This window comes from Microbulbifer celer (assembly GCF_020991125.1).
Taxonomy (GTDB): Bacteria; Pseudomonadota; Gammaproteobacteria; order Pseudomonadales; family Cellvibrionaceae; genus Microbulbifer; species Microbulbifer celer.
Genome location: NZ_CP087715.1, coordinates 2450386 through 2462735, shown reverse-complemented (window position 1 = coordinate 2462735; position 12350 = coordinate 2450386). Strand labels below are relative to the sequence as shown.

General features: G+C 57.7%; 8 protein-coding genes and 1 pseudogene. 5 read left to right on the top strand and 4 right to left on the bottom strand.

Annotated features, from left to right (window positions below):
• Nucleotides 1–17: 17 nt before the first annotated feature.
• Entirely contained in the window at nucleotides 18–725 is a 708-nt protein-coding gene (locus tag LPW13_RS10335; protein ID WP_230435173.1) for a response regulator transcription factor, read from the bottom strand.
• A gap of 84 nt (nucleotides 726–809) precedes the next feature.
• A complete protein-coding gene (gene acs, locus LPW13_RS10330) occupies nucleotides 810–2771 on the bottom strand; it encodes an acetate--CoA ligase (RefSeq protein ID WP_230435172.1) in 1962 nt (653 codons plus the stop codon).
• A gap of 257 nt (nucleotides 2772–3028) precedes the next feature.
• On the opposite strand from acs, the gene LPW13_RS10325 reads away from it, so the two are divergent.
• The 3 genes and pseudogenes from LPW13_RS10325 (at nucleotide 3029) to LPW13_RS10315 (ending at nucleotide 6525) form a co-directional block, all read left to right on the top strand.
• Nucleotides 3029–4396 (top strand): DcaP family trimeric outer membrane transporter, encoded by a 1368-nt coding sequence (locus LPW13_RS10325; protein WP_230435170.1) that lies wholly within the window; start codon nucleotides 3029–3031, stop codon nucleotides 4394–4396.
• Between the two features lie 89 nt (nucleotides 4397–4485).
• Nucleotides 4486–4749: pseudogene (locus tag LPW13_RS10320) on the top strand (DUF4212 domain-containing protein); the annotation flags it as partial.
• A gap of 75 nt (nucleotides 4750–4824) precedes the next feature.
• Nucleotides 4825–6525: a sodium:solute symporter family protein gene (locus LPW13_RS10315; RefSeq protein ID WP_230435168.1), complete on the top strand. Its 1701-nt coding sequence runs from the start codon at nucleotides 4825–4827 to the stop codon at nucleotides 6523–6525.
• Nucleotides 6526–6611: 86 nt separating this feature from the next.
• Here LPW13_RS10315 and LPW13_RS10310 read toward each other — a convergent pair whose 3' ends face one another.
• Together LPW13_RS10310 and LPW13_RS10305 are read right to left on the bottom strand one after the other, a co-directional pair.
• Nucleotides 6612–8597, bottom strand: coding sequence for a BCCT family transporter (locus LPW13_RS10310; protein WP_230435166.1), 1986 nt, complete (start codon nucleotides 8595–8597; stop codon nucleotides 6612–6614).
• Nucleotides 8598–8643: 46 nt separating this feature from the next.
• The gene (locus tag LPW13_RS10305; RefSeq protein WP_230435164.1) at nucleotides 8644–10629 is read right to left on the bottom strand and encodes a BCCT family transporter; all 1986 of its coding nucleotides are present in this window, start codon (nucleotides 10627–10629) and stop codon (nucleotides 8644–8646) included.
• A gap of 127 nt (nucleotides 10630–10756) precedes the next feature.
• Between LPW13_RS10305 and arfB the strand changes: the two genes are divergently transcribed.
• Together arfB and LPW13_RS10295 are read left to right on the top strand one after the other, a co-directional pair.
• The gene (gene arfB, locus LPW13_RS10300) at nucleotides 10757–11173 is read left to right on the top strand and encodes an alternative ribosome rescue aminoacyl-tRNA hydrolase ArfB (protein ID WP_230435163.1); all 417 of its coding nucleotides are present in this window, start codon (nucleotides 10757–10759) and stop codon (nucleotides 11171–11173) included.
• Nucleotides 11174–11261: 88 nt separating this feature from the next.
• The gene (locus tag LPW13_RS10295) at nucleotides 11262–12314 is read left to right on the top strand and encodes an Ldh family oxidoreductase (protein WP_230435161.1); all 1053 of its coding nucleotides are present in this window, start codon (nucleotides 11262–11264) and stop codon (nucleotides 12312–12314) included.
• The last annotated feature ends 36 nt before the right edge of the window (nucleotides 12315–12350 follow it).

Here is a 12350-nt window from a genome sequence, read left to right as displayed (position 1 = left end):
CCCTGAAAATTAAAGACTCAATTGAGCGGTTTTGACCCGGGGCGCGCAGGTGGGGCAAACTGCCCGGGCGCTTCCACATCCAGGCTGCCGAGGGCCAGCACTGCCTGGGTGCGGGAGTTGACATTCAGCTTGCGGAACAGTGCCGTGAGGTGTGCCTTGACCGTGGCCTCGGTAACCTGCATTTCATAGGCGATCTGTTTGTTCAGCAGTCCTTCTGCGAGCATGGTGGCGACGCGAAACTGCTGTGGCGTGAGGGTGGCGATCACGTTCACAACGCCGCTCTCATCGCTGTCGGCGTTACCGCCTTCGTGGCATTCTGCCACTGCCGGTGGCAGCCAGATTTCTCCCGCCAGGCTCAGCTGTAGCGCATCGGCAATTTGGTCCACCGGGGCGGATTTGGGCAGGAAGCCACAGGCACCGTAGTCGATGGCGCGGCGCATGATCTCCGGCTTTTCATTGGCCGACACCACCATCACCGGCAACTGTGGGTACTGGCCATTGAGGAAAATCAGGCCGCTGAAGCCGTGAGCGCCGGGCATGTGCAAATCCAGCAGCAACAGGTCGCACTCCGGGTGTTCCGCCACGCACTGTTGCAGGCTCTGCATGTCGCTCGCCTCAAATATGGTCGCGCTGGGATAATTGTGCTGGATCGACTGGCGCAGAGCGCCGCGAAACAGCGGGTGATCGTCCGCGATGATGAACTGCCGGGCGGTATTAGGATGCATCGCTTTACGTCCCCTGCATTTTGGTGAGGCCGCCACTTTACGAAGAAAGTGGCGGCCGCGCCAGAGCGTGTGCGAAAGGGCGCCTTATGCGCTATCTGAGACGGCAGCGCGGTTGGCCACCAGCTCATCCACGACGCCGGGATCGGCGAGGGTGGAGGTATCTCCCAGCTGATCGCACTCATCGGCGGCGACCTTGCGCAGGATGCGGCGCATGATCTTGCCGGAGCGGGTCTTCGGCAGCCCCGGCGCCCACTGGATCACATCCGGGGTGGCGATGGGGCCGATTTCGCTGCGCAGCCAGTTGCACAGGGTTTTGTGCATGGCGCCGCTGGGCTCGACACCACTGTTGAGGGTGACGTAGACGTAAATGCCCTGGCCCTTAATATCGTGGGGATAGCCCACGACGGCGGCCTCGGCGACGGCTTCGTGTGCCACCAACGCGCTTTCCAGCTCTGCGGTGCCCATGCGGTGGCCGGATACGTTGAGCACATCGTCCACCCGGCCGGTGATCCAGTAGTAGCCGTCTTCATCCCGGCGCGCGCCGTCGCCGGTAAAGTACATGTTGTCGAAGGTGCTGAAATACGTATCGGCGAAGCGCTGGTGATCCCCGAATACCGTGCGCATCTGCCCCGGCCAGCTACCCAGCAGCACCAGATTGCCTTCGGTGGCGCCTTCCAGAATATTGCCTTCATTGTCCACCAGCGCCGGCTGTACGCCGAAGAAGGGGCGGGTGGCGGCACCGGGTTTCAGGACTGTGGCGCCGGGCAGGGGCGTGAGCATGGCGGCACCGGTTTCCGTCTGCCACCAGGTATCCACAATCGGGCACTGGCCGCGCCCGAAGTTCCGGTGATACCACTTCCACGCCTCCGGGTTAATGGGTTCACCCACGGTGCCGAGCAGGCGCAGGCTTTTCAGATCAGCTCCGGCTACGGGCTTGTCGCCCTCTGCCATCAGTGCGCGGATGGCGGTGGGGGCGATGTACAGGATATTGATGTCGTGGTCGTCGATGATCTGCGCTACCCGGGTGACATCCGGGTAATGAGGGACACCTTCGTACATCACTGTGGTGGCGCCGTTGGCCAGCGGACCGTAAATGATATAGCTGTGGCCGGTGATCCAGCCGATATCGGCGGCGCACCAGTAGCGCTCGCCACGGCGGTAATCGAAGACGTACTCGTGGGTGATCGAGGCGTAGGTGATGTAGCCGCCGCTGGTGTGCACCACGCCCTTGGGTTTGCCAGTGGAGCCGGAGGTGTAGAGGATAAACAGCGGGTCCTCCGCGCCCATCACTGCCGCCGGGCAGTCGTCACTCTGGGCGGCCACCAGATTGGCGTAATCGCGGTCGATCCTGTCATTCCAGGGTGTTTCGTCATCCGTGTAATTGACCACCACCACATTTTCCACGGTGGTTTCCGAGCACAGGGCCACGGCCTTGTCCACGTTCTGTTTCAGGGGTACCGAGCGGCCGCCGCGACGGCCGGCATTGGCGGTAATCAGGGTGCGGGAATTGCCGTCGTCCATGCGCCCTGCCAGCGCTTCGGGGGAGAAACCGGCGAATACTACTGAGTGCACGGCGCCGATACGCGCGCAGGCGAGCATGGCGACGGCGGCTTCGGGAATCATCGGCATGTAGATGGTCACTACATCGCCTTTCTGCACACCGAGGCTTTTCAGGCCATTGGCAAAGCGACACACCTCCCGGTGCAGTTCGCGGTAGCTGATTGCTCTGGAGGTACCGGGTTCGTCGCCCACCCACAGGATGGCGGTGGTGTCGGCATGCTCTGCCAGGTGCCGGTCGAGACAGTTGGCGGCCACATTCAACTTGCCGTCGGCGAACCAGCGAATATGCAGGTCGTCTTTGGCAAAGGAGACATCTTTTACCTGAGTGAACGGCTCAATCCAGTCGATACGCTGCGCCTGTTCGCGCCAGAAACCGTCGTTGTCTTCAATGGAGTGGTTGTAGAGCTCGAAGTAGCGCGCTTCGTCCAACAGGGTGTTGGCGGCGTAGGCTGCGGGGACAGGGTAGGTTTCACTGTTACTGGTCACGGACCGGCCCTCTTCATCAATGCGGTTTTTATCGGTGTTTTGCTTTTCAGGGGCATTTTGTCATCGCGCCGGCGACGGCACGTATTAGACAAAAGTCGAAAGGCGGTGGATGCCTGCGCCGGGTATGATCTCCGGGTATAGACATTGGTCTTAATTCATCCCCGATTTAGACCAATGGTTAATACCGCGGTTATCCGTGACGTTGTTTGCTTGGACTTGCGTTATCCAAATGGCAAACAAACGGCAAGGACAAAGTTATGACGGTGAAAATAATAAAAAACCGCAAACTGGCCGGTGCAGTGGCGCTGGCAGCGATGGTGAATGGTTTTCCCCTGATGGCATTGGCCCAAAACGAGCAATCAGGTGTAATGTTAAGTGAAGTGTCCGGTGAAATGTCCGCGAAGCAGCTACAGCAGCGGCTCGCCGAGCTGCAGGCGCGGGTGGACGCGCTCACTGCGCCCCCGGCCGAAATCGAAAACCCGGAGCCGGCAAAGGCCCCGACCTTTGGCAACACGAATATCCAGATTGGTGGCTACGTCAAACTGGACAGTATTTTCAGTGACTATTCCGACGGCAGCGGTGCTACCGCCGGTGTGGGAGAAGACTTCCTTGTACCGTCCACGATTCCGGTTGGTGGCGCGGTCAGCGGCGAAGGTGGCGATGTGCACTATAACGCCCATGCCAAGTCTACCCGGCTGTTTTTCAAGTCCGCGACGGATGTGGGGGCGGGCAGCGTGAAGACCCATATCGAGATAGATGCCATGGCCGGTGCCCAGGGCGATGAACGTATCAGTAATTCCTATGCGCAGCGTCTGCGCCACGCCTACGTGGACTGGGAAATCGATGGCGACCGTTCGCTGCTGGCCGGTCAGTCCTGGTCAACATTTTTCAATGTGGGCGCATTGCCGGAGGGGCTGGACTTTGTTGGCCCGGTGGGCACGATTTTCGAGCGACAGCCGCAGATTCGCTATACCCAGAGCATTGGCAGCGGCAGCCTGCAGGTGGCTGCCGAGAATCCGGCCACCACTTTGTATAACGGGGCGGAAAACCCCTACGACGATAACCGCCGCCCGGACCTGATCCTGCGTTACAACAACCGCATTGGGGATCTCAATTATTCCATTGCGTCCATGAGTCGGGAACTGGCCTACGACCGCACCGATGCTTCCTCTGAATCGGAGCAGGGACACGCGGTCAGTCTTTCCGGTAAATGGCAGTTGGGTCGCGACGATCTGCGCTTTATGTATAGCTACGGTAATGCGCTCGGTCGTTATCTGGGGCTGAACAGCTACCGCGCCGGCATCATCGATCCGGTCAGTGGCGATATTGAATTGATCGACCAGCACGGTGGGTATATTGCCCTGCGACACTTTTGGAACGAGCAGTGGCGCAGCAACCTGGTACTTTCAGCAACTGCAGCGGATAACCCGGGGTTGGTTGCCGATACTGCGCCGTCTTCTTACCAGAGCCTGCACGTGAATCTGATGTATTCGCCGGTGCCGAAGATGACACTGGGTGGTGAGTATATTTTTGCCAGCAAGTCGGTGGAGAATATCAGTGGCCAGTTGGCCGATGATGAGGGAGACATGCAGCGTATGCAGCTGTCGGTGAAATATAGTTTCTGAGTCGGGTTGTATTTATTCTGTACAGTATTTTGTGCAACACCGATTTGGCGTCAATCCGATAATTCCAGAATAAATGAGGAGTGAAAACGATGAGTTTCAAAAACAAGCAGCTTGCCAGTGCCTACTGGCGGGAAAACATCAAACTGATGCTCAGCTTGCTGGTGGTCTGGTTTGTGGTTTCTTTCGGCTGTGGCATTTTGTTTGTCGAAGAACTGAATCAGATCCGCATGGGGGGCTTTAAACTTGGGTTCTGGTTTGCCCAGCAGGGCGCCATCTATGTGTTCCTGGTGCTGATTTTTGTCTACGTCTACAAGATGAATCAGCTGGATCAAAAGTACGGCGTGTATGAAGAAGATGACGTTGCAGAAACGGCTGGCGATGCCAATGTCGGCGGTGAAGCGCCACAGTTGCAGGGGGAGCACTGAACCATGGATGTCCAAACACTCACTTTTCTGATCGTCGGTGCGACTTTCCTGGTGTATATCGGCATTGCCATCTGGGCTCGCGCCGGTTCCACCAATGACTTCTATGTGGCCGGGGGCGGTGTGCATCCGGTGGCTAACGGTATGGCAACTGCGGCGGACTGGATGTCTGCAGCCTCCTTTATTTCCATGGCCGGCCTGATCTCTTTTATGGGGTATGACGGCACTGTTTATCTGTTGGGTTGGACCGGTGGCTATGTGCTGCTTGCCCTGTGCCTGGCGCCCTACCTGCGCAAGTTCGGCAAGTTCACCGTGCCGGACTTTATCGGTGACCGTTACTATTCCCAGGCGGCGCGCACTGTGGCGGTGATCTGCGCGATCTTTGTCTGCTTTACCTATGTGGCGGGGCAGATGCGCGGTGTGGGTGTGGTGTTCTCCCGCTTCCTGGAAGTGGATATCGTCACCGGGGTGGTGATCGGGATGGGCGTGGTATTTTTCTACGCGGTGCTCGGCGGCATGAAGGGCATCACCTATACCCAGGTTGCCCAGTACTGCGTGTTGATTTTTGCCTACATGGTGCCGGCAATTTTCATCTCCATCATGATGACAGGCCACGCCCTGCCGCAAACCGGTTTTGGCGGCATGCTCTCGGACGGCACCTATCTGCTGGACAAGCTCGACGGTCTCTCCACGGAGCTCGGGTTTGCGGAATATACCTCGGGGACCAAAAGTACTATCGATGTGTTCTTCATTACTGCCGCACTGATGGTGGGTACGGCCGGTTTGCCACACGTCATCGTGCGCTTTTTCACCGTGCCGAAAGTACGCGATGCGCGCAAGTCCGCGGGCTGGGCGCTGCTGTTTATCGCGCTGCTGTATACCACTGCGCCGGCGATTGCCACGTTCGCGCGGGTGAATATGATCGACACCATCAATGGTCCGGACGGCCAGGGCACGGCCCACGCGGAGGCACCCAGCTGGATCAGCAACTGGGAGGAAACCGGCCTGATAAGCTGGGAGGACAAGAATGCCGACGGCAAGATGTTCTACTCCGGTGACGAACGCAATGAGATGTCTGTGGACCGCGACATCATGGTGCTGGCGAATCCGGAAATTGCCGATCTACCGGCTTGGGTGATTGCGCTGGTGGCAGCCGGTGGTGTGGCTGCGGCCCTGTCCACTTCCGCGGGGCTGTTGTTGGTGATTTCCACATCGGTTTCCCATGACCTGTTGAAACGCAACCTGATGCCGAGGATTACCGAGAAGCAGGAATTGCTATATGCCCGAGCTGCCGCAGCGGTGGCCATCTGTATCGCCGGTTATCTCGGAATCAATCCACCGGGCTTTGTCGCGCAGGTGGTCGCCTTCGCCTTCGGGCTTGCCGCATCGTCGTTCTTCCCAGCAATTATCATGGGGATTTTCTCCAAGCGTATGAACAAGGAAGGTGCGATTGCCGGTATGCTGTCGGGGATTCTATTTACTGCCGCCTACATCGTGTACTTCAAATTCATCAATCCTGCGGCCAACACACCGGACAACTGGTGGTTTGGTATTTCACCGGAGGGTATCGGTACCCTGGGGATGATCATCAACTTTGCTGTCGCCATTGCTGTGGCCAAGGTGACTCGCGAAGCGCCTGAGGATGTACAAGAGATGGTAGAAAGTATCCGCTTCCCACAGGGGGCTGGACAGGCCAGCGCCCACTGATCAATCCGTTTATGTGACCTGCTTGAGGCGAGCCATGTGCTCGCCTTTTTTTATGTGGCGCTGGTTTTATGTGGCGCCGGCAGAAATTACCGCAGAGAATGCAGGAACTGCAGATGGCGCTCGTACTGGTTGAGAATATCCGTCAGCAGCTGGTCCGGCGTCCAGCCCATCACATCATAATCCTGACCGCCCTCGCTCAGATGGACCTCCGCGCGGAAATACTTGTCCGGCGAACCATCGTCGTAGTTATCGTCCAGCTCGGCGTCGAGATTGGTAGCGTTGGGCTTTAAATGGGCCTTGGGATGGATGGAGTAGACAAAATCCACTTCATCGCCTTGTAGAACCAGCAACTGCGCCACATGGTTATCCACTTCCACCCGGGTAATGAATCCACTTTTTTCCATCTCGCTGGCAAAGCGCCTCAGTGCGGGCTCGCCTACATCATCGATGTAGCCGCGCACTTCTTCCAGTGACGGCAGGGTAATCAGGTTTTTCAGGCGACGTTCCCAGGTGACCGGATTGCGGGCGCTGACCGGCGCCACCGGCGCACTCTGGGAGTCCCGCTTGGCGGTGTCCGTTCGCAGCGCCTTGATCAACCCGTATATGGCGGCAAGCAATATCAGCGAAAATGGTAGTGCGCTGGTAATGGCCGCGGTCTGCAGGGAGGCCAGCCCCCCGGCCAGGAGTAGCGCAATGGCGACCACACCGATGATTGCGGCCCAGAATATCCGTTGCCATGCCGGCGTGTCGTCGCGGCCATGGGAGGCGAGCATGTTCATCACCATGGCGCCCGAGTCCGCCGAGGTGATGAAAAAAATCACGACCAGCACGATGGCCAACAGGGAGAGCGCTTCGGAGAATGGGAACTGTTCCAGAAACTGAAACAGCGCCAGAGACTGGTCCTTCTGGATAATATCCGCCAGCGACTGCAACCCCTCATCGGCAATCATCCGGATCGAACTGTTCCCGAAGACGGTGAGCCACACAATGGTGATCAGCGTTGGCATCAGCAACGTGCCAATGGTGAATTCGCGGATAGTACGGCCACGGGAAATACGTGCAATAAACAGCCCTACAAATGGCGACCAGGACAGGCACCAGCCCCAGTAGAAGATGGTCCAGCCACCGATCCAGTCTGTGGGCTTGTACGCGTAGAGGTTAAAGGTGCGGTCTACCAGTACCGATAGATAGCTGCCGATATTCTGAACCAGCGCCATCAGCAGAAATACGGTGCTCCCGAGTACCAGAATCGTCAGGCAGAGTAGTGCGGCGAGCCCCATATTCAGTTGCGAGAGGCGCTTGATCCCCGCATCCAGGCCCACAACCACCGAGGCGGTTGCCAGGGCTGTGGTGACCACGATCAATATTACCTGGGTGATTTCGCCGACGGGCACGCCGAACAGGTGGTTCAGGCCGGCGTTCATTTGCAATACGCCAAAACCGAGGGTGGTGGCAACCCCACACACGGTGCTGACAATGGCGAATACATCCACAGCGTGACCGATGGGGCCGTGGATCTTCTCGCCGATCATCGGATAGAGCGCGGACCGCAGTGTCAGTGGCAGGTTGTGGCGATAGCTGAAATAGCCGAGGATCAGGGCCACGCCGGCAAAAATTGCCCACACATGGAACCCCCAGTGGAAAATACTCAGCACCATCGCCTCACGTGCGGCGTCGACGGTGCCGGGCAGGGCGTCCGGCGGATTCATGTAGTGCATCACCGGTTCCGCCACCCCGAAGAACAGCAGGCCGATACCGATACCCGCCGAGAACAGCATGGCGAGCCAGGACCAGAAACCATACTCGGGCTTTTCATGCTCCGCGCCCAGCTTGATATCCCCAAACCGGGACAGACCGATGACCACCACGGTTACCAGGAGAATGGCCACGATCAGTACGTAGTACCAGCCCATGTAATCGACGATGTCCGCCTGCAGTGCTTTGAAAAACTCCGTAGCACGTTCGGGAAATATCACCGCAAAGGCGACCAGCAGCATCAGGATACCGGTGGCGCTGTAGAACACCGGTGGGTCAAATTTTGCTTTACCGTCGTCAGTGGTACGCAATTTCATGGACAAGCCCTATGTATGCAAGAACCGGTCGGGGATCGAGGGTCTCTTATCGCAGTGTATGCAGGAACTGCAGGTGGCGCTCGTACTGGGAGACCATATCCGTCAGTAACTGATCTTTGGTCCAGCCCATGACGTCGTAGTCCTGCCCACCCTCGTAGAGATGGACCTCTGCACGAAAATAGATATCTGGAGAACCGTCATCGTGGTCGTCTGACAGTTCCTTATCCAGATTATTGGCGTCCGGCTTCAGCGTCGCCTTGGGATAAATACCGTAAATAAAGCCTGTCTCATCCCCCTGGTGGATATCCAGTTGTACCCAGTGATTCTTTTTCTCGGTCACCGTGGCATCGTAACCACTCTTTTGCATTTCTGCGGCAAATTCTTCCAGTGCCGGCTTTCCCACCTCGGCAATATATTCATGGACTTCTGCCAGTGAAGGGAGCTGGAGCGCATTCTTCAGCCGCCTCTGCCAGCTGACCGGGTTGCGCGCACTGATCGGCGCCACCGGCGCGCTCTGGGTATTGCGCTTCATAGTGTCTGTGCGAAGCGCTTTGACCAGCCCATACATGGCGAACAGCAGAATGACGGAGAAGGGCAATGCGCTGGCGATCGCAGCGGTTTGCAGTGAACCCAAGCCGCCGGCCAAAAGTAGTGAAATGGCGACAATGCCGATCAGAAAACACCAGAAAATACGCTGCCATACCGGTGTATCGTCGCGTCCGTGAGACGACAGCATATTGACCACCAGTGCGCCGGAATCCGCCGAAGTGACAAAGAACACCACCACCATGATCACCGCGACGAATGAGAACAGGCCTGAGAGTGGAAATTGCTCCAGAAACTGGAACAGCGCCACGGACTGGTCTTCGGCGACGGCCTCACCCAGGGAAGTCAGGCCCTCATTCAGAATCATGTGAATGGCAGAGTTACCGAAGAATGTCATCCACAACATGGTGATGATTGCCGGTACCAGCATTGCACCGAAAACGAACTCCCGAATGGTGCGCCCGCGGGAGATCCGCGCAATAAACAGGCCGACAAAGGGCGACCAGGACATCCACCAGCCCCAGTAGAAAATGGTCCAGCCACCCAGCCAGTCAGTGGGTTTGTAGGCATAAAGGTTGAAGGTTTTGCTTACGATTTCGGAGAGGTAGCTGCCGAAGTTCTGCACGAAAGCCTGCAGCAGGTACACGGTGCTGCCCAGGACCAATACCATCAGCAGCAGCAGACCGGCGAGTATCATGTTCAGTTCGGACAGGCGCTTGATACCGGCGTCCAGCCCCATTACAACGGAAACCGTGGCCAACAAAGTGGTCACTACAATGAGCACCACCTGCACCATATCGCCTACCGGCAGACCGAACAGGTGGTTCAGGCCGGAATTGATCTGCAGAACGCCGAAACCCAGCGTGGTGGCAACGCCACAAACGGTACCGACAATGGCAAAAATATCCACCGCATGGCCGATGGGGCCGTGAATACGCTCGCCGATCATCGGGTAGAGTGCCGAGCGCAGGGTCAATGGCAATTTATGCCGGAAGCTGAAATAGCCAAGAATCATGGCCACGATGGCGTAGATGGCCCAGGCGTGGAAGCCCCAGTGGAAAAAGGTCAGTACCATCGCCTCACTGGCGGCGGCTGCGGTACCGGTCTCTCCCAGCGGGGGCTCGAGGTAATGCATCACCGGTTCGGCGACACCGAAAAACAGTAGCCCGATCCCCATGCCGGCGGAAAACAGCATGGCGAACCAGGACCAGAAGCTATAATCCGGCTCTGCGTGCTCCGGTCCCAGGCGGACCTCACCAAAGCTGGATAGCCCCACGGCAAGCACACCAATCAGGATCACTGCGACTACCATGACGTAATACCAGCTCATATATGAGACGATGGCATTTTGCAGGCTTTGAAATTGCGTGGTAGCGCCCTGCGGAAAAACTACTGCGTAGAACACCAGCAGTGCGAGCACTGCGGTAGCCACGTAGAATACGGGCGGGTTAAAGTGGGCTTTCTCGGTCGTCTGGCTGTTGTCCACTGGGGTAAATCCTGTCTGCTGAATGACCGTCCGGAAGTGATCTCAGGCGCCGACTCTTACTAGAGCATAGTTGAAAGGCTTTGCTGGGGAACCTTTGGTACTCTGTTGAATAACCAGCCGGCTATACATGTTGATAATTTCTAATCACATCACCATATCCGAACACGAAATCACCTGGAACGCGGTGCGCGCCCAGGGATCTGGCGGGCAGAACGTTAACAAGGTTTCGTCGGCAATTCACCTGCGTTTTGATGTTCAGGCCTCCAGTCTGCCGGAAGAAGTCAAGTCCCGGGTGCTCGCCTTGCGCGATCAGCGGATCTCCAGTGATGGAGTCGTGATCATCAAGGCGCAGCGCTTCCGCACACAGGAGAAAAACCGCACGGATGCCCTGGAGCGTCTGCGAACATTGATCCTTAGCGCGATGAAAAAGCCGAAAAAGCGTGTTCCCACAAAGCCTACCCGCGGATCCAAAGAGCGACGATTAAAGTCGAAAGCGCGTCGCGGACAAGTGAAATCCCTGCGCGGGAAGGTACCTGATCACTGAGGTGTTGTAGTCACCTGCCCATTACTCAGCAAGGGCATTCAAACCAAGAGATTGTCAATCAGAGTCGCCAACCAAACGGGAGTAACCCATGGCTGAACGTTTTCGTGCCGATGCATTACAGGCTTTTGCCCGCGACGTGTTCGCTTCCACCGGGCTGGATCGCGAACGTGCCGATACTATGGCCGGTGTTTTTTTACAGGCCGATCTGATGGGGTTTACTACCCATGGTCTGAACCGGGTGGCGAGTAATCTGGGGTGGCTGAAGTCCGGGGAGTCCCGCAAGACGGGAGAGCCCAACATGCTGGCGGACCGGGGAAACTGCTTCAACTGGGATGCGGATTTTCTGCCCGGCCCGTGGGTGGTGACCAAGGCGGTGGAGCAGGCGCTGGAGCGTGTACAGGAACACGGTGTAGTCACTGCCACCATCCGTCGCAGTCAGCATATAGCCTGTCTGGCCGCCTATCTGCCGCAGATTGTCGAGCGCAATTGTGTTGGCATCCTCACCTGCTCAACCCCGGCGGAAAATACCGTTTCGCCGCAGGGCGTGAAAACGCCGCTGTTCTCCGCCAATCCCATTGCATTCTGCGCACCCGCCGGGCAGTACCCATTGCTGTTCGATATCAGCATGTCGGTGACGGCAGGGGGATATGTAGCGCGCGCTGCGCGGGAGGGCAAAAAGCTGCCTGCACAATATCTCAAAGACAGCAGTGGTCAGCTCTCCGATGACCCGGCGGCATTTCAGGACGGTGGCAGTATTCTACCGGTGGGCGGTGCGGATCACGGCTATAAAGGAGCGGCGCTGTCAGCGATGCTCGAAGTGCTTTCCATGGCACTGTCCGGTTACGGTCGCGCGGATGATGTTCAGGAAGATGACGAGGCCAACTCTGTATTCCTGCAGATTATCGATCCCACCGCATTTGGCTCGGAAAATGCATTTCTAAGACAGACAGCGGCCCTGCTGCAATTGTGGGAGTCCTGTGAGAGCGACGACGGCGATCCTGTGCGGGTGCCCGGAAAGCGCGCCTGGGGGCAGCGCCAGTCACAGCTCGCAGAGGGCGTCCAGCTGTATCCCTCTGTGCTTGCGGATCTGAAAAAGGTCGCCGAGGAAACCGGTATTCCCATGCCGGAAGCCATTGGCTGACTGCGCGTTATATTGGGTGCTGCATCGGGTTCTGTA

Coding starts and splice junctions, on each gene's coding strand:
- LPW13_RS10335 (WP_230435173.1), bottom strand. CDS start 725: ATGCATCCTAATACCGCCCGGCAGTTCATCATCGCGGACGATCACCCG.
- LPW13_RS10325 (WP_230435170.1), top strand. CDS start 3,029: ATGACGGTGAAAATAATAAAAAACCGCAAACTGGCCGGTGCAGTGGCG.
- LPW13_RS10315 (WP_230435168.1), top strand. CDS start 4,825: ATGGATGTCCAAACACTCACTTTTCTGATCGTCGGTGCGACTTTCCTG.
- LPW13_RS10310 (WP_230435166.1), bottom strand. CDS start 8,597: ATGAAATTGCGTACCACTGACGACGGTAAAGCAAAATTTGACCCACCG.
- arfB (WP_230435163.1), top strand. CDS start 10,757: ATGTTGATAATTTCTAATCACATCACCATATCCGAACACGAAATCACC.
- LPW13_RS10295 (WP_230435161.1), top strand. CDS start 11,262: ATGGCTGAACGTTTTCGTGCCGATGCATTACAGGCTTTTGCCCGCGAC.